The 22599-nt window shown below is 69.9% G+C and carries 23 protein-coding genes; 3 read left to right on the forward strand and 20 right to left on the reverse strand.

Annotated features, from left to right (window positions below; genetic code table 11):
* Window positions 1–44: 44 nt before the first annotated feature.
* Both F6X51_RS08805 and F6X51_RS08810 read right to left on the reverse strand, forming a co-directional pair.
* On the reverse strand, window positions 45–734 hold the full coding sequence (locus F6X51_RS08805; RefSeq protein ID WP_150962843.1) for a hypothetical protein: 690 nt from the start codon (window positions 732–734) through the stop codon (window positions 45–47).
* A gap of 201 nt (window positions 735–935) precedes the next feature.
* On the reverse strand, window positions 936–1235 hold the full coding sequence (locus F6X51_RS08810; protein WP_150962844.1) for a DUF6356 family protein: 300 nt from the start codon (window positions 1233–1235) through the stop codon (window positions 936–938).
* A 246-nt stretch (window positions 1236–1481) separates the two neighbouring features.
* Here F6X51_RS08810 and F6X51_RS08815 point away from each other — a divergent pair, with 246 nt between their 5' ends.
* Window positions 1482–2657: an alpha/beta hydrolase gene (locus F6X51_RS08815; protein ID WP_150962845.1), complete on the forward strand. Its 1176-nt coding sequence runs from the start codon at window positions 1482–1484 to the stop codon at window positions 2655–2657.
* Window positions 2658–2681: 24 nt separating this feature from the next.
* Here F6X51_RS08815 and F6X51_RS08820 read toward each other — a convergent pair whose 3' ends face one another.
* Window positions 2682–3878 carry an MFS transporter gene (locus F6X51_RS08820; RefSeq protein WP_150962846.1) on the reverse strand — a complete coding sequence of 399 codons (1197 nt, stop codon included), beginning with the start codon at window positions 3876–3878 and terminating at the stop codon, window positions 2682–2684.
* 105 nt (window positions 3879–3983) lie between these two features.
* Here F6X51_RS08820 and F6X51_RS08825 point away from each other — a divergent pair, with 105 nt between their 5' ends.
* A complete protein-coding gene (locus F6X51_RS08825; RefSeq protein ID WP_150962847.1) occupies window positions 3984–4745 on the forward strand; it encodes an AraC family transcriptional regulator in 762 nt (253 codons plus the stop codon).
* 19 nt (window positions 4746–4764) lie between these two features.
* Here the strand turns inward: F6X51_RS08825 and F6X51_RS08830 are convergent, their stop codons facing one another.
* The 3 genes from F6X51_RS08830 to F6X51_RS08840 form a co-directional block, all read right to left on the reverse strand.
* A complete protein-coding gene (locus F6X51_RS08830) occupies window positions 4765–5217 on the reverse strand; it encodes a cupredoxin domain-containing protein (protein WP_150962848.1) in 453 nt (150 codons plus the stop codon).
* Window positions 5218–5694: 477 nt separating this feature from the next.
* Window positions 5695–8229 (reverse strand): TonB-dependent receptor, encoded by a 2535-nt coding sequence (locus tag F6X51_RS08835; RefSeq protein ID WP_150962849.1) that lies wholly within the window; start codon window positions 8227–8229, stop codon window positions 5695–5697.
* Between the two features lie 785 nt (window positions 8230–9014).
* Entirely contained in the window at window positions 9015–9314 is a 300-nt protein-coding gene (locus F6X51_RS08840; protein WP_246696696.1) for a hypothetical protein, read from the reverse strand.
* A gap of 165 nt (window positions 9315–9479) precedes the next feature.
* On the opposite strand from F6X51_RS08840, the gene F6X51_RS08845 reads away from it, so the two are divergent.
* Entirely contained in the window at window positions 9480–9845 is a 366-nt protein-coding gene (locus F6X51_RS08845; protein WP_150962850.1) for a hypothetical protein, read from the forward strand.
* A 129-nt stretch (window positions 9846–9974) separates the two neighbouring features.
* On the opposite strand, the gene F6X51_RS08850 is transcribed toward F6X51_RS08845, so the two are convergent.
* The 14 genes from F6X51_RS08850 to F6X51_RS08915 form a co-directional block, all read right to left on the reverse strand.
* Window positions 9975–10730 carry a response regulator transcription factor gene (locus F6X51_RS08850; protein ID WP_246696697.1) on the reverse strand — a complete coding sequence of 252 codons (756 nt, stop codon included), beginning with the start codon at window positions 10728–10730 and terminating at the stop codon, window positions 9975–9977.
* Window positions 10727–11245, reverse strand: coding sequence for a hypothetical protein (locus F6X51_RS08855; RefSeq protein WP_150962852.1), 519 nt, complete (start codon window positions 11243–11245; stop codon window positions 10727–10729). Before F6X51_RS08855 ends, F6X51_RS08850 begins: the two co-directional genes overlap by 4 nt.
* Window positions 11242–12216 (reverse strand): YncE family protein, encoded by a 975-nt coding sequence (locus tag F6X51_RS08860; RefSeq protein WP_150962853.1) that lies wholly within the window; start codon window positions 12214–12216, stop codon window positions 11242–11244. Before F6X51_RS08860 ends, F6X51_RS08855 begins: the two co-directional genes overlap by 4 nt.
* A complete protein-coding gene (locus F6X51_RS08865) occupies window positions 12213–12746 on the reverse strand; it encodes an SRPBCC family protein (protein WP_150962854.1) in 534 nt (177 codons plus the stop codon). The genes F6X51_RS08860 and F6X51_RS08865 overlap by 4 nt, the downstream gene beginning before the upstream one ends.
* Before the next feature lie 3 nt (window positions 12747–12749).
* The gene (locus tag F6X51_RS08870; protein ID WP_150962897.1) at window positions 12750–13742 is read right to left on the reverse strand and encodes a VWA domain-containing protein; all 993 of its coding nucleotides are present in this window, start codon (window positions 13740–13742) and stop codon (window positions 12750–12752) included.
* A 20-nt stretch (window positions 13743–13762) separates the two neighbouring features.
* Entirely contained in the window at window positions 13763–14398 is a 636-nt protein-coding gene (locus F6X51_RS08875) for an MxaK protein (protein ID WP_150962855.1), read from the reverse strand.
* The gene (locus tag F6X51_RS08880; protein WP_150962856.1) at window positions 14395–15453 is read right to left on the reverse strand and encodes a vWA domain-containing protein; all 1059 of its coding nucleotides are present in this window, start codon (window positions 15451–15453) and stop codon (window positions 14395–14397) included. The genes F6X51_RS08875 and F6X51_RS08880 overlap by 4 nt, the downstream gene beginning before the upstream one ends.
* A gap of 7 nt (window positions 15454–15460) precedes the next feature.
* Entirely contained in the window at window positions 15461–16387 is a 927-nt protein-coding gene (locus tag F6X51_RS08885; RefSeq protein WP_150962857.1) for a nonribosomal peptide synthetase MxaA, read from the reverse strand.
* Window positions 16388–16395: 8 nt separating this feature from the next.
* Entirely contained in the window at window positions 16396–17253 is an 858-nt protein-coding gene (locus F6X51_RS08890) for a DUF58 domain-containing protein (RefSeq protein ID WP_150962858.1), read from the reverse strand.
* Window positions 17250–18281, reverse strand: a complete 1032-nt coding sequence (locus tag F6X51_RS08895) for an AAA family ATPase (protein WP_150962859.1) — start codon at window positions 18279–18281, stop codon at window positions 17250–17252. Before F6X51_RS08895 ends, F6X51_RS08890 begins: the two co-directional genes overlap by 4 nt.
* Window positions 18282–18432: 151 nt before the next feature.
* A complete protein-coding gene (locus F6X51_RS08900; RefSeq protein ID WP_150962860.1) occupies window positions 18433–18723 on the reverse strand; it encodes a methanol dehydrogenase [cytochrome c] subunit in 291 nt (96 codons plus the stop codon).
* A gap of 86 nt (window positions 18724–18809) precedes the next feature.
* Window positions 18810–19406, reverse strand: a complete 597-nt coding sequence (gene moxG / locus F6X51_RS08905) for a cytochrome c(L), periplasmic (protein ID WP_407658484.1) — start codon at window positions 19404–19406, stop codon at window positions 18810–18812.
* 79 nt (window positions 19407–19485) lie between these two features.
* Window positions 19486–20415: a methanol oxidation system protein MoxJ gene (gene moxJ / locus F6X51_RS08910; RefSeq protein ID WP_150962862.1), complete on the reverse strand. Its 930-nt coding sequence runs from the start codon at window positions 20413–20415 to the stop codon at window positions 19486–19488.
* Between the two features lie 198 nt (window positions 20416–20613).
* On the reverse strand, window positions 20614–22497 hold the full coding sequence (locus F6X51_RS08915; protein WP_150962863.1) for a methanol/ethanol family PQQ-dependent dehydrogenase: 1884 nt from the start codon (window positions 22495–22497) through the stop codon (window positions 20614–20616).
* Window positions 22498–22599 lie beyond the last annotated feature (102 nt).

Below are 22599 nucleotides of genomic sequence, written 5' to 3' on the forward strand. Positions count from 1 at the left end.
CCGGCGCTCGAGCCGAGCCGTCGCCGCGCCGGGGACCCGCGTGATCACGGCCGGCGCGGCTCCGGGAAGGCGAGGACCGCGCCCGTATAGGTCTCGACGACCTCGCTGAAGGGCGTCCCGTCCGGCAGCCTCAGCACGGCCCGGTGCTCGATGACCTGCGCCGGTGGCGTGAGGGGCGCCTCGCCCGGCGGGACCTGCGCCTCCGGGGCGACCTCCCAGCCGTCCGGCAGCGGAGACCAGAGCAGCTTCGCCGACAGCGTGTGCCGCTGGAAGCGCAGGGCCTGCACGGCGCGCCCGAAGGCGATGTCCGTCATGTCGAGCTGATGGTTCATCTCGGGCGTGAGGCGGGCCGGCACGTACCAATTGTCCGCTTCGGAGAGGACGTGCGTCCCGCAGCGCAGCCGCACGTGGCGATAGCGGACGGGCTCGGACGGGTCGACGCGAAGCTGGTGACGGACCTCCTCCGTCGCCGGCTTGTCGTCGCCGATGCGCTCGGCGACGATGCGGGCCGGTGAGGCGAGGCCGTGAGCCGCGCACCAGCGGTCGAGGGTCAGGGTCGCGCTGTCGTGGCTGAGCAGATCGGCATTGAGCGATTGCAGGAGCGCAAGGGCCTCCAGGCGGGCGACGAAATCGCCGCGCCAGCCCGCCTTCGCGTCCTCGTCGGCCCGGCCAGGACCGTGCGAGAGGGCGAGTATCGTCATCGCGAGACACCCTGCCTGCCCAAAGCGCGTCATCGTGACCCTCCCTTGCCCGTGCCCGTGCCGGGGGCGCATCGATCGGATCATGACACCGGCCCCCCATCGGCTGGAATCTCCGTGAGCGCATGGCTTGGGCCGACCCCGCGGAAGAGGTCAAGCACCCCGCAAGCCCGTGCGATGGGGCCCCCGTGGAGACCGCAACAGGCGCGCGCCGCGCGGCGGGGAGGGGGCCGCGCCTCAGATCTCGTAGACCAGACCCGCCTCGTACGCCTTCGGCTCGGGCTTGCGGGCGAACAGGTCGGGGCGGTGGATGCGCCCCGACGGGCAGGTGGCGCAGCGCCGCGTCATGCGCTCGTACAGGCGCTTCACGGTCGCACTCGCGGTCGTCGTGAACAGGAACGGGAACAGCGCGTGCACGAAGGCGGCCATCGACGCGCCGAGGAGCGGCACGGCATAGCCCAGGGATGCGCGCATGTGTTCGGGATAGGTCTCGCCGAGCGAGGACGGATGTTCGGTGAAGAGATGCCGCAGCCTCATGATCTCTCCTCTTCGATCGCCAACCGGGCCGGATCGCCCGCATCCAGTCTCGATCGGATCCGCCGGCCCGTCTGAGACGATCCGCACACACGCGAACCCTGGGCCGGCAGGGTTAACGCGGCGTCAAGGGCACCCGAGGGGACCCGCGCCCGCAGGGGCGCCGCCCCGGGCGGCTGGACGCTGCCGCCCATTGCCGGTGATATGCGACCGGAGGGACGCGTCAGACGTCCTCGGGAGGTTCAACGCATGCTCAAGTCCGTCCTGGGGGCCGCCTGCGCCCTGCTCGGCCTCTCCCTCGGCGCGCCGGCCGACCCGGTGAGGACCGATCCGGCCTCGACAGCCCCGTCGATGTTCAAGCCGGCCCAGCGGGAGGGCTACTTCTTCGTCGGCGGCCGCTACGAGACCGTCGCGGGCAAGGACATCGCCGTCGGGCAGATGTTCGTGCAGTACCACGCTCCGGCTCGGGTCTCGCAACCCTATCCCGTCGTGATGGTGCACGGCACGGCGCAGACCGGCATCAACTTCCTCGGCACGCCGGACGGACGGCCGGGCTGGGTGAGCCGGTTCGTGGAACGGGGCTTCGCGGTCTACGTCGTCGATCAGGTCGGGCGCGGGCGTTCGGGCGACAACCCGGAGGTCTACGGCCCGTATGCCCGCCTCACGACCGGCGATCTCGAGAGCGTCTTCACCGGGCAGGAGACGTTCGACCTGTTTCCGCAGGCCAAGCTGCACACGCAGTGGCCGGGCGGGCCGGGCCTCAAGGGCAACGCCGCCTTCGATCAGTTCTTCCTCTCGCAGGTGCCCTCCATCGCGAGCGCGCTGAGGAGCGAGGAGCTTGTCGATCCCGCCCTGATCACCCTCCTGGAGAAGCTCGGTCCCGCGATCCTGCTGACCCACTCGCAGGCCGGTGTCTTCGGCTGGGCGGTCTCGGACCAGCGGCCCGATCTCGTGAAGGCGCACGTCGCCGTCGAGCCGAACGGGCCGACCTTCTTCGACATCCGCTTCAAGGGTGGGGCCGATTGGTACGAGCGGGTCGGCGAGGCGCGGGCGAGGCCCTACGGCATCACGCGCGTGCCCCTGCGCTTCGAGCCGCCCGTGACCGCGCCGTCGGACCTGACGGTCGTCCAGGCCGAGGCGCCGGCGCGGCCCGACCGGATCCGGTGCTGGCTGCAGGCCGAGCCGGCGCGACGGCTGCCGAACCTCGCCAAGGTGCCGGCGGTGATCGTCACGGGCGAGGCCTCGTTCCGGGCGACGATGGACGATTGCACGGCCGCCTTCCTCGAGCAGGCCGGCGCGAAGCCGGACCGGCTCCCGCTCGCCGAGCACGGCATCCGCGGAAACGGCCACATGATGATGCTGGAGTCGAACAACCGCGAGGTCGCCGACGCGATCATCGGGTGGATCGAGGGCCGGGCGCGCTGAGATTGCGCCCCGGCGGGCGGGCGCCTACTCCGCGGGGGCGAGCCGATGCGCCCCGTCGCGCCGCGTCAGTCCGAAGAAGCCGAGGGCGGCGGCGAAGATCACGAGGCCGAAGGCGGCCGCCAGCCCGAGGACGAGCCCGAACCCGCCGCGATCGTGCAGGAGCGCGATCATCGGCACCACGAAGCCGCTGACCGTGAAGCCCAGGAAGTAGCGCACGCTGTAGGCCCTGGCCCGGTAGGCGGGCGGCACGTAGCGGGCCACCATCGCGTCGTTGATGACCACCTGGCCGTAGAGGGCCGCCATCGTCAGGACGAGCCCGAGGAGGAGCGGGAGGCCCGAGCTCACCGCCGCGAGGCCGAGCCCGACCGGCTGCAGAACGGACAGGCCGAGGAAGAGCGTCGGCAGGCTGTAGCGGTCGATGAGGCGCCCCATCAGCAGCTGGGTGAGGGCCCCGAACACGAACACGACGGTCGCGAGGGAGCCGATCAGCGCGAGCGGCAGCCCGTCGCCGACGCGCTCGTCGATGACCTTGGGCAGCGCGATCGTGGTGACGTTGAAGGTCATGCCCCCCGCCACGATCGCGAAGCCGAACACGACGAGGAGGGCGAGGGGGCGCGAGACCGCGATGAGCGGGGCGCCGCCGGCCTTGCCGGCGCCGCCCTGGCCGTCGCCCGGCACCAGGGCCAGGAAGGCGGCCCCGCAGGCGAGGCAGACGAGGCCGGGCACCACGAAGGCCGCCTGCCAGCCGACGCCCGCCGCCAGCAGCGCCGTCACGCCCGAGGCGGTCGCCGCACCGAAATTGCCCCAGACACCGTTCACGCCGAGGTCGCGCCCGAGCCGGCGGGCATGGGTGACCAGCATGGTCGAGCCGACCGGATGGTAGATCGCCGAGGCGAGCCCCAGCACGCAGAGCCAGACCGCGAAGGCCGTGGGGCTCGCGGCGCTCGCCACGCCGAGGCAGGACAGGCCGTAGCCGAAGAAGAAGATCGCCAGCATGGTGCGCCGCCCGAACCGGTCGGCGAGCCAGCCCATCGGCAGCGCGCAGAGGCCGAAGGCCACGAAGGCGCCGGTGGCGAGCCCGATCAGCTCGCCGTAGCCGAGGCCGGTCTGCGCCGCGATGGCGAGCACGGCGGTGGGGTAGATCAGCAGCACGAAGTGGTCGAGCGCGTGCGCGATGTTGACGAAGCGCAGCGTGCGGCGGGAGAGGGTGTCGGCATCCATCGGGCGGGCTCTCCGCAGGTATGCCTCTGTCTACCTGACCCGTTGAACGGCGTCGGGCCGAAGGTGTACGCAATCGGGCCAAGACGACACGATGCGGAAGCCGCGATGCGTTCGATCCGGGCCGAGGATTACCAGAACGTGCCGCGCCGGGTCGCGGTGATGCCCAAGACCTTCGCGGCCGGGAGCCGCACGGGCCGGCACTTCCACCCGCGCGCGCAGCTTCTCTACGCGACGGCGGGCCTGATGATGGCGACCGCCCAGGACGGCACCTGGGTGGTGCCGGAGGGCCACGCCCTCTGGATCCCGCCGCGCCTGCCCCACGCGGTGGTGATGCACGGCGCGGTCTCGATGTGCTCCGCCTACCTCGCGGCCGATGCCGTCTCGGGCTTCCCGACCCGGGCCCAGGTCATCGCGGTCTCGCCCCTCCTCGCCGCCGCGCTGGCGGCGCTGACCGGCGAGCCCGTGCTCTACGACGAGGCGGGGCGCGGCGGTCACCTCGCGGCGCTGGTGCTCGACGAGATCGCGCGGGCGCCGGAGACGCCCTTGACCCTGCCGCTGCCGGACGATCTCCGGCTCCGAAGGGTCTGCGTCGGGCTGATCGACGATCCTGCCTCGCCCCTCGATCTCGACGCCTGGGCTTGGCAGGCGGGTCTCAGCCGCCGGACCCTGACGCGGGGGTTCCGCCAGGAGACGGGCCTGAGCCTGGGGGAGTGGCGTGCCCGGGCACGGGTGATCCGGGCCATGGCCCTGGCCGCCGACGGGCAGGCACCACGCCAGGTCGCGGCGGCGGTCGGCTATCGCAGCGTCCAGGCGCTGCGCGCGCGGATGGACCGCGTGATGCCCGCCGCGCGCCCCGCCGCCGACTGACTCGAGCAGGACGCTCACCTCAGCCGGCGGGCGGCGACAAGGTCAGCTTGCCGGTGAACGGCGCGTCTTGGTTGCGGTTGCTGGTGCAGGCATAATCCTGCGTGCCGGCCTTCATGGTCCTGAGGCGCAGGGTGCCCTGACCGTTCCGCTTCACGCTGTAGCCCTTCTCGCTCATCACGTGGACGAGGTCGCCGTCGGCGTGCAGGACGCGCCCGTTCTCGAACTGCTCGCCCATGGTGATGGTGATGGGAGCGTCGGCGCGGCTGATCACGTGCAACGCGACGTTGGTGTCGGCGGGCAGGAGCAGCTCGGCCGGCGCGCAGACCGGCTTTCCGTCTTTCATGGTGATGGTCAGCTCCACCGGCGGCATGGCGTCGCTCGCGGGTGGGGCGAGCGGCTTGCCTTCCGCGAAGGCCGGTTGGGCGGACAGGAGGGCGGCCAACGTACCGAGCCCGAACAGGGTGCGTCTCACGATCTTTCGGTCTCCGAAGGTTCTGCGGTGGTCCGAGAACAAGGATGACCAAGATCATGGAGTTCCGGGACGTGACGCCCTGCCGCGATTGCGGGGGGAATACGCCCGCCTACCTCCGCCGTGCCGTCCGCAGACGCTCGCGCCCAACGCCGCGCCTGATGCGTGCCTCCCGCGATCTGCGCAGCCGATCCTGTCGCGGCGAACCCGCTCGGGACGCTCAACCCTGCGCGCGTCACCGACCTGATCCGCATATCGAAGGCCGCGTCGGTGAGCCCGCGCCTTCGCGTGCGGGGACGACAAGCGGAGTCGACAAACGGCAGATGCGGCGCGGACCTCAGGGGACCGCGCCGCATCTCGGAACTCGGAATTGCCCTGCCCCCCGTCATCGTCGGATGACGGGGGGCAGGCTCGATCCTGCACGCGGGCCCGCTTCGATGGAGGCTACACCGGCATCGAAGCGCGTGACGCGGCCCGAACTCAGTACTTGCGGATGATGGGTTCCGCCATCGGTGCCGGAGCCTCGCCGAAGGTGTAGCGGATGCCGCCGTAGATCGAGAGCGGCTGAGCCAGCGTCGTCGTACGGGTATCGTTGACCGGGTAACGGTTCGCCACCAGTCCCGGCTCGAAGAAGGTGCCGAACGTGGCGTAGCGGTTGTTGGTCAGGTTGGTCACGTAGCCGAAGAGTTCCAGGTTGGGATTCACCCGGTAGCTCGTGTTGAGATTCATCACGTAGTAGGCGGGCAGCTTCCGGTTCAGGTTCGACTCGTCACCCCGGTAGTACGAGGACGAGTACGCCTGGAGCGCGAGGCCGACACGCCAGCGCGGCAGCACCTCGACGTCGAAGCCGACCTTGAACTGGTGGGCGGGGATCAGCGGGACCTTGTTGCCGGGGGTGACGGAGATGGCACCGTCGTCGGAGAGCGGGTTGTTCGGCGAGGACAGCGTCCCGTTGAACTGGAAGGTGGCGTCGATCAGGGCGTAGTTGGCATAGACCGAGAGCCAATCGGCCACGTATTCCGTGCCGATCTCGAAGCCCTGACGGCGCGTGGCCGGCACGTTCACGAAGTAACCGCGGGCCGAATTGCCGGGCGTCGCGAGCTGGAGGATGTCGTTCGCCAGGTCGGTGCGGAAGGCGCCGATCTTATAGTTGACGAGCCCCCCGTCGTAGAAGTTCGGCAGCGTGCCGCGGAAGCCGACTTCGTAGGTCTGGCCCGTCACCTGCTTGAGCGGCGGGTCGGCCACCAGCGAGTTCGGCAGGAGGCAGGGCCGCAAGGGATTGGCGCAGGCGAGTTCGAGCGGCGTCGGGGCGCGGTTCGATTCCGAGTAGCCGCCGTAGAGCGACAGGCCGGGGCTGAAGCGATAGGTCAGACCGGCCAGCGGATTGATCTTGTTGAAGTAGTGCGTGCCGGTCACGTCCGGCGAGAAGCCGGTCAGGTCCTGCGTGGAGATGCGGGCGAAGTTGAGCCGGGCGCCCGCGGTCAGCGAGAGGGCGTCGGTCAGGTCGATCGTGTCGGTGGTGTAGAGGCCCATGTAGAGGTTCGAGCCGGTCACCGAGCTCGGCGCGATGCCGAGGGCGCCCGCGGTGCGCAGGAAGTCGGTCCCGAGCCCCGGGATGTTGCCGTAGAACGGGTTGGCCGGGTTCGTGGTCACCGACAGGTCGGGATTGATCACCCCGAGGGTGCTCGACGACTTGAAGCTGTAATCGGCCACGTCGATCGAGCCGCCGACCACGAAGCTGTTGTTGAAGCCGAAGACCCGGTCGCGGTTGGCGGCCTGCAGCGAGCCGCCGTAGCCGGTCGCCTCGGTCTTGGTCACGTCGAGGGTGCCGTAGGGCACGCCCGCGGTGAACGGCACGCCCGTGGCGCCCGCACCCCGGCCGAGGATCAGGAACTGGTTGCGGAAGTCGAGCTGCGACTGACCAGCCGCGGGGCTGAAGCCGTCATCCTCGAAGCAGAGCCGGCCGCGGAAGCTCGAACGCGTGCTGCAGTTCTCGAAATTGCCGTCGTTGCCGTCGATATATTGCTGGCTGAAGCGGCGGAAATAGGCGTTTCCGGCGAGATCCCAGGTCGGCGAGATGTCGACCCGGCCGGTCAGCTGCAGGGTGCCGAGCTCGGTCGTGGTGGTCTGCGGGTAGGTGAAGATCGCGCGCGGATCGCGGTGGGTGAAGTCGGTCGGCGTCGCGGCGGCGGCGCCGAAATAGGTCCGCGCCAGCTGGCCGATCAGGTGGAACTCCGAGTCGGGCGTGCGGTAGCCGAGGTCACCGTAGACGCGGCCGATCGTGCTGGGGCTCTCGTAGCGCCAGCCGCGATCGTTCAGGCCGTCGCCCGCGAAATAGACGCTCCAGGGACCGATCATCTTGCCGTACTGGAGCGAGCCGGCGGTGCGTGCGTCCGAGCCGCCGAGCGCGGTGATCTCCGTGCCCTGCCAGGTGAAGCCGTTCTTCATCTGGATGTTGATGGCGCCACCGAGCGCGTTCAGGCCGAAGACCGGGTTGCCCGTGACGATGTCGATGCGGTTGATCGCGACCTGCGGGATCAGATCGAGGTTGACGGTGTCGCCGAAAGCCTCGTTGATGCGGACGCCGTTCTGGTAGACGGCCAGACCCTGCGGCACGCCGGTCACCGGCGAGGCCTGGAAGCCGCGATAGTTGATGTCGACGCGGTTGCTGTTGCCCTGCGAGTCCGAGAGGTTCAGGCCGGGAACGCGCCGGGCCAGGGTGTCGACCGCGTTGAAGGTCGCCCGGTCGAAGTTCAGGTCGGACGCCGTCACCGTCTCGACGGTGCTGGGGATCTTGTAGAGCGGCTGAGCGCCGCCACGCAGCCGCTCGGTGCTCGGCACCTGAAGCACCGGCGCGTTGTACAGGGAGGTGTTCGGCGCTCCGCTGCCTGCGGACGTACCCACCGGGGTCGTCGCGACGACGCTGATCTCACCCAGCGTGACAGACTGTTGCGCCTGAACCGCCCATGGCATCAGCGCCACCGACGCGAACAGACTGTAACGCAGCGAGCGCATTTTTCCCTCGACCCAGCTGATGTTTGTTGTCGCCCCTGGTGGGGCGCAGTCCAGCACTCATGTGACGGGGCGATCGAAGAGACAATACAGCGAAGCTCGGGTTCTCCCGCGCGCGGCGAATGTGGCATCGAATTGGCGGGCAGCGTGACGCGTACGCCACATTTTTGCTTTAGGCTCAGAGCGTTAGTGAGACAAAGTGGCAACCGGTCCGGGAGCATTTGGCAATCGGCCGGCGCGCCGCGCCCCGTCAGGGCAGCGTCCGCCTGCAGATGCCGTCCCTGCCCGTGGATTCGGCCGTTCACGCTTGACCGGTGCCCTGCTCCCTGAGCGTTCGCGGGAGCGCGCGCCTCATGCCGCCGAGGCCGCGACGCCCGATGGTTCGGTCGAGGATCCGGCGCGTCGCGTGCGAGCGTGCCGCGACCGGCCCGGATGCATCGGCAGGCAGGATCGATCAGAGGATCGCCCGCCCGGGACGAATGCCTAAAGCAATCAGGCAATACTGGCAGTTTCAAAGTCGCAGTCCGCGCGTTACCGTCGGGAACTTCCAAAGGCCTTCCGCTCTCAATGATTGGCCGACACTGCGAGGCGCTGCGGAGACGCAGCGCCTTCTTTTTGGCCTGCCCGACGGCCGAAATCGCCTCTGCCAAATCGCTCTGCCGGAGCGCGTCACGCATGTGCCCTTCGCGGCGGCGCTCTCCACGAGTGTCCGGCCGCGCTCGGAGGAGGCGAGATGCGATGCGTCCCAGCAGACAGCTCGAATTCTGAAACGCATCGACAGGTTGCGGTTATTCTGCCGGTCCGTCCTTGTTCAGCGAGACGCACGTCTTGACCATGTCCTCGAGACGAAGCTCGCCGGTGTTTCCGATATTGGCTGTCTCCTCCAGGCATCGCATGAAGTACCGATGATCCAGGGATCCGGAGAGACCGACGAACGCTTTTCCCATCCGGTTCGTGAAGTCGACCTTCTCGCTCGTGCTCGCCCGCGGCCAGAGCGAGGCCTTGCTGTCCAGCCTCAGCCCAGCCGCGTGTGCCGGAGAGAAGTCATACGCAGAAATTAATAAGAACAGGGCCGCGGCTCGTTTCATGAGACGTCTTCCTTTTGTTTTCGACATCGTTATCCTGTGACGTCTCGAAGAGATGTTTACGACATCTCTCAGCAAGACCCGCACCCATCCAGATTTCCATCGGCGCTGGCGCCCGTCGGGGCTCGCAGAACCGCCCTCAATGCGTCACAGCGTGGGACAACCCCTATGAAATCGACATTCGTCACCGGCATCCTCTGCATCGCCTTCGTTGGTCAGATCACGGCCGCGGGAGCCGAAGCAGAGCCGGGGAAGAGCAGTTCAGATCCACGCAACGGCGCTGCGAAACTGGCGGGCCTGGTCGGTTTCGTAAATACGTCCTGCCCCGACCTGCGCAGCAACCAGAACCTGTTCAAGACAGCGATCGAGCGGATGGGCGTGAACCTCGATGAACTCGAGCGCGGGGAACTCCTGCTTCGCGCCCGATCCTACCTCGAAGCCTACCGGAAGGATGTGCCGGCGAGCTGCACGCGGGCGGCCGAGCTATTCGGCCCAAACGGAACAATTCTTCCCAACATCGTCCTGCCCAAGTAAACGTCGGATCTCCGCCCGCGACGCACGCCGAGACGCGCGATCGGCGGCGATCGAGCGTCCCCGGCTCGATCTTCCGATCCGCTCCCCGAGCCATCAGGGCACATCCGGCGGTCCCGCAGAGCCACCGGGTCAGCGCGCTTCGGTGGGCTTCTGACGGGCCGGCATGTTGAGATCGGAGATCAGACCTTGTTCGATGGCAATCCGCAGCAGGTCCTTGTCGGTCGCGAGCTCGAGCTTCTGGCGCATGCTGGAACAATGGCTGACGACCGTCTTGTAGTTGATCGATAGCTTCGTGGCGATGTTGTGCTTCGATATGCCTTGACCCAGCAGAGCGAAGATCTCCAGCTCGCGGTTGTTCAGCCGGGTCGCCGGCACCTGATGTTTGGTGAGATTGAAGAAGGCGAGGCGCGTGGCGACGTCGTGATCGAGGTAGGCGCATCCGCCGCGGACAGCGTCGAAGGCTGCGTGGAACGTCGCGGCCGGAGCATCCTTGAACACGTAGCCGATCGCTCCGCTCTCGACCGCGCGCGCGATGACGACGGGGTCGGTGTGCATGCTGAACACCAGGATTCGCGCCCGCCGATCATGCGCGCGGATGCGCTCGATCAGAGACAGGCCCGACAGGCCCCTGTCCTCGAAGCTCAGGTCGGTCACGACGACCTGGGGGTGGAAGCGATCGAAGGCGTGGTGAGCGCTCACCGCGTCCCGGGCCTCGTAGATGGTCGCGATCCCGGCATCCTCCAGCAGGATCCGAAGGCCGTGGAGGACGAGCGGGTGATCGTCCGCGATCAGGACGCTGGTCCCCGCGCCCTGTTCCCGCGCATCGCCCGCCGGATCGCCGGAGCGCTGCCGCACGCGCCCGGCGCGAGGTGCGTGCGCCATCATGGTTGCGTCTCCCCCGTGCGCTGCGCTCCGTAGCGCTCGATCAGCCTGGCGCGCGCGGCGGCACGGTCGGAGCCGGCATTGCGCGTGTTGAGGTAGTGCTGGCACATCTCGCCATAGAGCTGCTTGCCCCTGCCGGCGGCGGCGATCGCGGTGAGGCTCTCGATCAGGTCGCCGTAGCTTTCCCGCTGGCCCGTCTCCGCGAGCATCTGCCCGAGTTGTGCGGTCCGGTTGGCGATCATGCGGGGATCTTCGATGAAGTAGGGTTTCGCGCGGGCCAGGACGCGATGCAGCCGCGCGGCGGTCGGGTCGTCGGCGCCGACGAGGTGATCCGCCTCGCGGCTGGCCAGCCAGCGCGCGGTGTCGATGGCGTCGGTCGGCGCGAGCCATGTCGCGACATCCATGTCGGATTTCGTGGCGACGACCGATTGCTCCTCGTCGCGGGCATTGGTCGGGCCGCCGTCGCAGGCACCCAGCCCCAGGGCGAGCACCGGCGCGAGGAGTACGCGCAGCCTCATCGGACCCTCTCGTCGGGTGTGCCCGGCGCTTCGGGAGCGCCCAGCGCAATCGCGCGGGGTCCCGCGCCGACGCGGATGCGCTCGGATTCGCGAAGCGTCGCGAGGTCGATCACGGAGACGTCGTCCGAGAACCAGTTCGCCACGTAGGCCCGGCCCCCGAGCACCGCGATGCCCTCGGGATATTTCCCGACCGCGACCGTGCCCGCGAGCGTCAGCCGATCGGCGTCGAGCACCGAGACCGTGCCGGCGTGCTGGTTCGTCACGAGGACGAGCCGGCCATCCGGGCTGACCGCGACGCCGTAGGGCATGGCGCCGACCGGCACCGTCGCGACGGGCTCGAGCGACCGCGTGTCGATGACCGTGAGCGTGTTGCTGCGCACGTTGGCGACGTAGAGGCGATCCTGGCGGGGATTCAGGGCCAGGGCGAAGGGCGCCTCCCCGGCGGCCACGGTGGCGATCCGGACCATGGAGCGCGTATCGACGACGCTGACCTGCCGGCTCTCGCGGTCAGCCACGAAGAGACGGCCGGCCCGGTCGAGGGCGAGCCCCGCGGGCTCGCGGCCGACCCCGGCGATCCCCTCGACGCCGCCGCTTGCCGTCGAGAGGCGGCTCACGGTGCCGGCCCGCCAATCCCCCACGAAGAGGCTGGCGCCGTCGTCCGACACCGCGATCCCGAAGGCCTGGCCCGCGAAGGCGAGGCGCCGCAGCGCGGGCCCGTCCCGGCCGCCGACCACCGTGATGGCGCGATGATCGGGATGGCTGAGATAGACCTGCCCGCCGGGTCCGACCGCGATGCCGGCCGGCCTCGGCCCGACGAGCAGGGCGGGATCCGCCGCCGCCGCTCCGGCGCCGACGCGCGCGAGCATCCCCGCCTCCTGGCTCACCACGTAGACCGCCGCGCCGCCCGCCTGGGCGGGGGCCGGAGCGGCGATCAGGCAGGCGAGGACGAAGGGCGCGCAGCGGCGGATCATGGCGTCGCGGCGCCCTCGACCTTCGCCTTCAGGCCGTTCAGGCCATCCTCGAAATACCGGCTCATGGCGGCCCGGCCGGCAGCGTCGCTGAGGTTCTCCGGCGGCTCGTTCCCGGTGTCGCCGCGATAGAAGCGGCCCATCCACGCGACCTTCGCGCCCTCGCCGTCCGGCGTGACCGTGAGCGTCGCGGAGTAGGACGAGACCGGCAGCGCCGTCAGATCGGGATCCGACATCCGGTAGGAATAGGTGAGGCCGTCCGCCTTCCACTCGTCGAGACCCTCCTTTAGGGTGCCGCCGCGCTTGAAGGTGACCGTGCGGGTCCCGCCCTCCCGGTTGCCGTTCGCGCCCTCGCTCCTGGCGACGTCCGGATGCCAGCTGCCGATCCCGGCAAAGTCCCCGACCACCTTCCAGACGGCTTCGGGCCTGGCCTTGATCGTGATCGCCCGGTCGATCTTCTGCGGCGTCGGACCGTGTGCGAGGGCGGCCGTTGCCGCGAGCACGAGGAGTGCGGTCGATGTGACGAGACGCATGAATCAGACTTTCTTCCCTCGCGGGACGTGATGCGCGCTCGTGCTTCCGGGCGCGCGCAGGAGGGGGGCGGCGAAGACGGCGAGGAGCAGCGCCAGAGCGGCGGCGCCGAGGAACGGGCGCAGGTCGAGGTCGGCCGGGACGGGGCGCGGCGTCGCCGCGGCGGCAACGGGGGGGAGGAGGCCGCCCGGGCCCGCGAGATGGGCGTAGGCGAGGCCGGTCTCGCCCGCGAGCGCCTTCAGGTAGGGCTCGCGCACGGAGGACAGATGCTCGCTGCCGCGCGCCGCCGAGCTGCCGAAGGGGGCGTTGCGGGGGTTGTAGCCCTCGCGGCTCTCCGCATCGGCGGGCGGAGGTCCGAAGCGGTTCTCCTGCTGGACATCGGTCTCGCCATAGAAGCCGACCTCGCGGCCGCGGTCGTCGTAGCGCGGGATCGGCGAGAGGCCGTACCCCCCTGCGCCGACGATGAGCCCGCGCACGGCCCCGGGCTTTCCCGGGAAGGGCGGGCCGCCGGTCCGCGGCAGCGGCGGTGCTTCCTGGCCGTCGGTGACGAAGACGAGATCGGTCCCGAGGCTCTCCGCCATCTCGATCGCCCGGAACAGACCCGCCGCGATCCGGCTGTCTCCCTCCCAGGCCATGCGCCAGTCGAGGGCGGCCAAGGTCCCGTCGAGCGGCGCGAAGTCGCCGCAGACCTCGATCGGCAGGAACAGGAGGAAGGGGCGCCGCTCGGTGAAGATCCCGAGCGCCAGCCGGGAGCCGCAGGGCAGGCCCGCCACGAGGGCGCGCAGGGCCGCCTTGGTGGTGTCGAGCCGGCTCGCGGGGCCGCCCTCCGCGCCGCGGTAGTCGCGCACGTTCATGCTGCCCGTGATGTCGACGACGGCGAGGATCTCGTAGCCCGTCCGCGTCAGCGGCAGCGGAGCGGCCGCGAAGGTGAGCAGGACGAGCGCGAGGGCGCCCGACAGCAGCTGCAGCCGGCGGTCCCGCAGATTGCGGGCGAGCATCCGGGTCGGGAACGGCCGCCTCACGGGGCGCCCCGCGGCTGGCCCGGGATATCGGTCCAGATCTTCTTCGGCTCGGCCTTCAGCTCGTCGCCGCTCTTGCGGTCGAAATCCGGGAAATCACGGATCAGGCGCGAGGCGACGTCGAGGTTGAACTTCGCGTCCCAGAAATCGGGCTTGGCCTGGAGCGCCCGGCGATAATCCTGGCGCGCGAGGGTCACGAGGGGACCGGCCGGATCGAGGTCGTTGCGCTCCAGATGGCCGAAGGCGCCGCGCAGGCGGGCATTGGCCAGGGCGTAGCGGGCGCGGGCGACCCGGTCCGGATCGCCCCGGCGCTCGAGAGCCTCGATCACGGCCTCGGCCTCCTCGGTCCTGCCTCTCAGGGTCAGGAACTGCGTGCGGGCGAGGAGCAGCGCCCCGTCGGCCGCGGGCGCGACCGCAACGTCCCGCCCGTCCTGGAGGGCCGCGATCGCGCGGTTGGTCAAGGCCGTCCGCCATGCCGCCACGCCGAAGCCGAGAGCCGCGACGAGGAGCGCGATCGGAAGCGTGAGGATGAGCGCCGGCCATGCGCGGCGCCCAAGGGCGCCGGCCCGGCCAAGCCGGGTCGGCCGACCCGGCGCGGTCCGGCTCCAGGATCGATCGAGGGTCGCTGCGCTCACGCGGCCCTCCTCTCGCGGGAGACGCCACGGGCCGGCGTCGCCTCGGCCGCCGCCGCGCGTCCGCGGCGCAGATCCGCCTCGACGAGCTTGCCGGCGATCAGGATGAGGAGGCCGAGGGCGCTCAGGGCGTAGGCGACGGGCGTCAGATCCCGGCGCGGACGCTGCTCGGTGTAGGGGATCGGGTCGCGCTCCAGCCCTTCGATCCGGCGGATCGCGTCCGCCACCGCCTCCGCGCTCTCCACCTCGAAGGCGCGGTAGGGCACGCCGAGACTCCGGAAGAACAGGTCGAGGTGGCGCTCGGGCGCCGCTTGCGGCGTGTCCTCGCCGGCAGGCCGGTCCGAGATCGAGGGTGAGCCCTTGGTGCGCAGGAACAGCCAGTAGAGATTGGGCCGGACCTTGGCGAAATCGGCGCGCAGCTGCCCCTGCACCCGCGGATCGATCACCGCCGCGCCGTCGGAGACGAGCAGCAGCACCCGCGAGGCCTCGGCCGTCCCGGTGCCGAACTGCGCGAGGGCCATGGCGAGGCCACGGGCGACGTTGGTGTAGTCGAGGCCGGGCCGGTCGATGGCGTCGATCGCGGCGCGCACCGCCGTGTGGCGCTCGGTCATCGGCAGGACGAGCATCGGTGCCGTCGAGAAGGCCGCCACGGCGAACTGATCGTGCGCCCGGCTGCCGACGAACTCGCCGAGGAGGCGGCGCGAGGCGGCGGCCTTCGATTCCTCGCCCCCCGAGGGCTGCCGGCCGGCGAAGGTCTCGTTCATGCTGCCCGAGCGGTCGATCAGCATCGAGACCTGCGCGCCGATGCCGGTGCGGGTGACGGTCTCGCCACGCCGGTAGGGCCCGGCGAGCGCCAGGATCACGCCGCCGATCGCCAGAACGCCCGCGAGGCTCAAGGCCCGGCCGATCGCCCGCGACAGCCCGTCCGAGGGGGCGGCGCGGATCGCCGGAACCGGCGTGACGCGTTGGCCCGAGACCCAGAGGGGCAGCAGGGCGAGCGGCAGCAGCCACAGGAGGAGGGGCGAGGCGGCGTCGAGTCGGGCGAGGAACGCGCTCACGGGCATCTCAGCGGGTCCGCTCGGCTGCGGCGAGGCGCCGGGCCGTCTCCTCGACCTCGGCCAGGGACCAGTCCCCGCGGGCGGCCGCGGTCGCCCCGCCGAAGAAGGCGAGGCGGGACGCCGCGAAGAACCGCGTCAGGGGCGCGTTCAGGGGCCTGAACGCGGGGTGCCGGTCGAGGAAGCCCAGGAGATCGTCGGCGAGGACCCGACGACCGTCGGTCTCGTCGAACCCGCGGTGCAGGCTGAGCAGGGCCTCGCGATAGGCGGCGTCGGCGTCGGGCCGGCGCGAGAGCCCGGCCAGCCGCCGCAGGGCGATCGCGAAGGCGCGCCCCGGCCGCGCACCGAACGGCCACCAGGCCCGGTGCCACCCGAGCAGGATCAGCGCGAGGGCGGCGAGCCCGAGGAGCGTGCCGGCGGCGCGCAGCGCGGGCGCGACGTCGAGGGCCGCGACGCGCCCGTCGGAGCGGACATAGTCGACCGGGTTCTCGCGCGCGGGGGGCTGCACCTCGCGCAGGGGCGAGACGTTGAGCATCCAGGCGGGGACCTGCGCGATCGCCGTCGTGGTGCCCCCGTGGCTCTCGTTGGCGAGGGTGACGGCGAAGCCCGGGATCTCCAGAGCACGCGCGTCGAGGGCAGCGTAGAAGTTCTGATAGGTCAGGGACAGGCGTATCCGCCGGGCATCGGCCAGGTCGACCTGCGCGACGCCGACGTCGCGCAGGTCGAGCCAGTAGGCCACGGGGCCGGGCTTCGGCAACGAGGCGGCCTGCACCGAGAAGCCCGAATCCGCCACGATGTCGACCTGTGCCTGCACGAGGTCGCCGAGGAAGTAACCGAAGGGGCGCGGCGTGCGCACCTCGACGGAGCGCACCTGCGCCGCCAGCATGCCGGGACACGCGGCCAGCAGAAGCGAGAGGAGGGCGAGGAGCGGACGCATCGGCCGCCTCAGCTCGTCAACAGGTGGCGGCTCAGGGCCTCGGGGTCGAAGCGATCCACGAGGCGGAAGGGCGCCCGCCCGACGGCCGTGGCGATGCGGCGGAGTTCGTCCAGGCGCGCCCGCTCGCGGGCGATCCAGCGCTGGCGCAGCTTCGGCCTCATGAAGACCACGCGGCGGCCCGCGCCCTCGAGATCGTCGAGCTCGACAAGCCCCCAGGCCGGCAGGCCCTCGTCCTCGGCGCTGTCGACGAGCAGGATCGGCACCACGTCGTGAAGGGCCAGGGCGGCGAAGACCTGCTCGATCAGGGCCGATGGCCAGCGAAAATCCGAGATCAGGAAGACGAGCTTCGGCCGGCCCACCAGGAGGCGGGCGGCGGTCACGAGCCCCGCCGCGCCGGTCTCCGCGCCCGCGGCCGCCGCGATGCGACCGGCCATGTCCAGGGCCCTCCCACGGCGCCGGGTCGCGGGCAGGAACAGGTCGTCGCGCAGGGTCTCGCCGCAGGCGATCAGTCCGAAGGCGTCGCCGATGCGGGTGGCGGAACCGGCGAGCCCGACGCAGACCTGACTCGCAAGCATCATCCGGTCCGCCGCGCCCCGGAAGCGCATCGAGGCGGAGAGGTCGACCAGCGCCCAGGCCTCGACGGCCGTGCGCGCTTCGAACCGGCGCACATGCGTGCCCTCGAAGGGGTCGCGGAGCGTCGCGCGGATATCGATGCGCCGGGCCTCCGGCAGGCGCCAGAACGGCACCTGATCCCTGAAGGTGCCGAGGCCGCCCGCATCACGGCCGCGATGCGCACCGACGCGGCTGCCGGCGGGCCGCCAGCGCGGCAGGTAGATGATCTCGGCCGTCGTCCCGCCCGGCCTCATGGGGCCGGCACCATCGCGAACACCGCCCGGCACAGGTCCGGAACGATCGTCTCCCGGCGCATCTCGTAGACGGGCTCCAGGAAGACGCGGTGCGCCATCACCTCGGGGAAGATCGCGCGCACATCCTCGGGCACGAGCCAGTCACGGCCCTCGAGCCAGGCGCGGACGCGGGCGGCCCGGACCAGGAAGGCGACGCCGCGCGGCGAGGCGCCGCCCTGCACGAGCGCCGCCATATCGATGCCGGGCAGGCGGATGCCGGCCTCGCCCGGCCGTACCAGCGCCTCCCAGAGCGCGATGACGTAGGCCTCGATCTCCGGACTGGCCTGGATGGTATGCTGGATCGCCCGCGCGATGCCGGCGATCGCCGCGTGATCGAGGACCCCCTCGGCAACCTCCTCGATCAGGCGGTCGGTGTCGTGGAAGCGAGGATCGAAGACCAGGGCGCGGCGCGCCTCGGCGTCGCGCGGGGTCTCCACGCCGATCTCCATCAGGAACCGGTCGCGCGCCGCCGCCGGGAGTTCGAAGGTCTCCTCGCGCTCGACGCGGTTGCGGTCGGCGAAGACCTGGAGGTTCGGAAAGCGGTACTCGCGGTTGAAGGCCGCGACGCTGCGCTCGGCCATCAGGCGCAGGAGCAGGGAATGCACCTGTGGCCGCGCCCGGTTGATCTCGTTGAAGAAGAAGACCGCCAGATCTTCGGAGGAGCGCAGGACGGGCCCGGGCTCGACCCGGGGACGCCCGTCATCGGCGAGGTAGCTGTGGTAGATCAGGTCCGAGGGCATCATGTCGACGGTGCCCTCGATCCGCTCGTAGGCCCCGCCGAGGGCGCGGGCGACCGCCCGCAGCAGCGTGGTCTTGCCCACGCCGACATCGCCTTCGAGCAGCACGTGGCCGCGGGCGAAGATCGCGATCGTCAGGAGGCGGATCGCCTGCGCCTGCCCGAGGACGGCCTTGCCGACCTCGCGCTCGAAGCGACCGGCCGCCTCGCGCCAATCGGTGAGCATCGCGTCTCCGGGACGGATCCTGTTCATGCTGCTTCCTGGTCCTCGGACCCGTCCGGAGGACGGGACGCACGGCCGCGACCCCGGTTCGGCGGATGCCCCCGGGATGGCGCGGTGCACCTCCCCGGGGTCGGGTCGCGGCCGCCGTGACGGCCGCCCGGAGCACGGGCGGCCAGCGACGTCAGTTCGACGAGATCTTGCTGACGTCGTACTCGAACTTGCCGGTCTTCTTGGCAGCCTCGATGCGCTTCTTGTTGCGCTCCTCCATGCCCTTGATGGATTCGGACTGCTTGTTCAGCTCCTTCGGGTCGTGCTTCGGATCGTATTTCGAGCCCGCGACCTTCTCGGGGAAGCCGGGCTTGGGCTCCCAGCAATTGCCGGCCGCCTTGCACTTGGTGCCGTCATAGGCCAGCGCCGGGCCGGCGAGCCCGGCTCCTGCCACCAGCACGGCCGCCGTGATCAATCTGCGCATCGTCATCTCCTGCGTTTCTCCCTGGTGCGGCGGCGACCGCCGCTCGTTGACCGCGCGAATGGCGCGACGTGACTTCCCGAAGGGCGTCATTCCAGCGGCTTGCACTGGCCCTTCGCATCCCTCGGGAAGGTCTCTCCTTCCCTGTATGGCCTGTAGGTCTTCTTCTGCTCGGCATCGAGCCAGACGGCGTCCTTCACAGGACCGGTGTAGAGATGCCGGATCCAGGCGATGACCTGCAGCATCTCGTCAGGCGTGAGGTTCTCGTTGTGCGGGCCCATCATGCCGTTGGCGCCGCCGAAGATCGTCGAGAACAGGCCCGTATCCTCGGTATTGGCCGGATAGGTCCAGTAATTGTCGTTGAGGCCGGGGCCGAGCTTGCCTTCGGCAAGATGGCCGTGGCAGCCCGAGCAGGAGGTGGCGAACAGGCTCTCGCCGTTGCGCAGGCAGGCCTTGTCGTCGATGTAGAGGTTCTTGCCGGACTCGAAGAACGCCTTGACGGCGGGGGTGTCGCGACCGCCCTCCTTGCCCTGGGAGGTGTCGAGCGCCTCCCCCGTCACGGTGTTGCGGAAGACGATCCCGGATTGCGGCCCGGACGCCGGCTGGGCGAGCGCCGCGAGGCCGACCGAGGCGAGGGCGAGGGCGAGGGCGAGGCAGGCGGCAAGGCCGGTTCTGGTTTGCATCATCATGGGGGCTCTGGTTGCTCTCCTTCACGTCGCCGGGACCGGGCGCCGGACGGCCGATGCCCGCATCCCTGCGCGGATGTCAGTTCGAGGCAGGCGCGAGGGGCACGCCCTCCTGCTTCAGGATCGCCGCGATCTGCGGCTTCGCCTTCTCGATCCCGGCATCGAGCGCCGTCCTCAGGGCCCCGTCGTCCCGGCGCACGCCCATCGACTGGTCGAAGCTCTGGGGCATGCGCTGGCCGTCGCTGCGCACGGTGTCGTCGGGCACCGGGTTCATGCGCAGGGGCGTCGTCGATTCGCGCACGTAGCGGGCGATGTCGGGCGCGAAGGCGACGCCGACATCGGCCTTGCCGCTCGCGACCTCGCTCACCATCCGGGCCGGGTCGATCTGGGTGTACTGGTTGCGCGGCGCGCGGAAGTTCACGAGCGAGTAGAGGTAGGCCATGTCCTCCTCGTAGCGGCCGATATCCTTGAGCATCGCCTCGGCCGGGGTGCCGAACCCCACCACCATGTGGCCGACATCCCTGAGGCGCGGATCGGCCCAGGACTTCACGTCGAGGTCCCGGTCGGCGCGGGTGAGGAAGACGTAGCCGCTGCGGTAATACGGCTTCGTCGTGAGCACCCGCGGGTCGTCGCTGTCGAGGCCGACGACGACGTCGCAGGTCTTCTTGTCGAGCCCGTCGCGCACGAGGTAGATCGCGGGCTTGTCCAACCAGACGAAGACGGGCTTGCGCCCCATCGCCTCGGCGACCGCTGCCGCGATGCGGTTCTCGAGCCCCGATCCGTCCCGCAGCGAGAGCGGCGGCTGCCTCTCGGAGGCGCAGATGCGCAGCGTTCCGGGATCCGCCTGGGCCTCGGCTTCCTTGGCGCGCGGTTCCTGGGCGCGCGGTTCCTGGGCGCGCGGTTCCTGGGCGCGCGGTTCCTGGGCGGCGGCAGGCGCAACGAGGCAGCCGAGCGCCAGGACGAGAGCGGCCGATCGGGCCGCGCGGCGGCATCCGTTGGCGAGCGGCATGGATCGATTTCCTCTGATGCTGCTTGTTCGCGCAACGATCGGGAATGGCGTGCCCGAGGCAACTTCACATTGCGCGGATGCTTGGATTGCGAATTCTGGAGCAGACCGCGGGGCAACCGCGATCTGCACCGTCATGGACCCGGATCGAGCCACGCCGATCCGGGTCGGCCGGATCGAGCCACGCCGATCCGGGTCGCCCTACTTCGAGGCGCGCTGCTCGTACTCGCCGACGTTCGGATCGTCGTAGGGACCCTTGCCGTCGAGGGAGAACACCATCACGCCGCCGCCCATCTGGGTGTAGTTGGCGAGCTTCTTGAAGGCGCCCACCGCGCCGAGGCCGGCGGTCGGGTCCTGCAGGTCGAAGACGAGGCCGACACCCGGCCAGCCGCCGACGCCGTAGTAGATCGCGACGTACTGCGTGCCCTTGTGGCTGTAGGTCATCGGGTAGCCGATGGCGCCGGACGGCAGCTTGTACTTCCAGAGAAGATCGCCGTTATCCGAATCGCGGGCCTTGATGTAGCCGTCGAGGGTTCCGTAGAGCACGAGATTGCCGGCGGTCGCCGTCGTCCCGCCCCACACGGCGAAGCGCTCCATCTTCTCCCAGTTGAACTTGCCCGTGATCGCGTTGTAGCTCTTGATCTGGCCAAGTCCCTCGTAGTTCTGCCGGTCGCCCTTCGGGCCCGGATACATGTTCAGCGTCGCACCGACGAAGAACTGACCCGCCCGGTAGGGCAGCATGAAGGGCTCCCAATCCATGCAGATGTGGTTGATGCCCATGAAGAAGGCCTGACGCTTCGGGTCGTACGAATCGTGGCCCTGGTTGTGGTAGCCCATCGCCGAGGGGCAGATGTCCTTGGCGAGGTGGTCCATCCGGGTGCCGTATTCGGGATCACGCACGGGCTGGCCGGTCTTCAGGTCCACCGACTTGAAGACGTTGACGGTGTCGTCGATCTTGTTGGCCGAGACCAGTGAGCCGTCGGTACGATCGAGGGTATAGACGATGCCGTTGCGGTCCGGATGGGTCAGAAGCTTGCGCATCTTGCCATCCTTGTCCTTCTGCTCGGACAGCATCATCACGTTGACGCCGGCATAGTCCCACTCGTCGTGGGGCGTCTTCTGGTAGCCGAACTTGGCCTCGCCGGTATCGGCGTCGCGGCCGAAGATCGTCATCGTCCACTTGTTGTCGCCCGGCCGCATGGTCTCGTTCCAGGGCGCCGGGTTGCCGGTGCCGAAATAGATCAGGTTCGTGCCGGGGTCGTAGGCGTACCAGCCCCAGTTCGTGCCGCCGCCGATCTTCCAGGCATCGCCCTCCCAGGTGGCGGTGCCGAGGCCCTTCTGGCCGTAATGGGCGTTCTTGATGTTGAAGTCGTCGGCCAGCAGCAGGTCCTTGTCCGGCCCGGTCGCGTAGGCGCGCCACTTCTGCTCACCGGTGCGCACGTCGTAGGCGGTGAGATAGCCGCGCACGCCGAGCTCGGCGCCGGACGAGCCGATGATCACCTTGTCCTTGACCACGTAGGGGGCGATCGTGAGGGTCGAGCCGACCTTGATGTCGGAGTTCTCGACCTTCCACACGGTCTCGCCGGTCTCGGCATTGAGCGCCGCCACGTTGCCGTCGAGCTGCGTCTTGAGGATCAGCGACGGGGTCTTGCCGTCGCCGGGCCAGTAGGCGAGGCCGCGGTTGACGAGGTCGCAGCAGGCCACGGCGCGGGCGGCCGGATTCTGCTTGGGCTTGTCCTGCCAGAGGATCGTGCCCGGATCGTCGAGGCTGACCGCGAAGGTGTTGTTCGGGAACGAGGTGTGGATGAACATTTTGCCGTCGACGACGAGGGGAGCGCCCTCATGCCCGTTGAGCAGGCCGGTGGAGAAGCTCCAGGCCGACTTGAGCTGCTTGACGTTGTCCTTGTTGATCTGCGTCAGATCGCTGAAATTGTTCGAGTCGTAGTTCTTACCGGGCATGACCCAGTTGTCGTCGCTCTTCGACATCTCGACGAGCTTGTCGTTCGCCGCAGCGATGCTCGAGAGCCCGATGGGCGCGAGCGCCATCACGGCGAGCACCGAGACCGAATTGAGGTTTTTGCTCATCCTGTGCGTCTCCTAGCCTGGCCGCCCCGTCTTCCGACCTTGCGGTCCTGCGTGGCGATTTCCCGTTTGGATCTCAAGCAGAAGCAGGAATGCTTTCCAGAA

It is taken from the genome of Methylobacterium planeticum (assembly GCF_008806345.1).
Taxonomy (GTDB): domain Bacteria; phylum Pseudomonadota; class Alphaproteobacteria; order Rhizobiales; family Beijerinckiaceae; genus Methylobacterium; species Methylobacterium planeticum.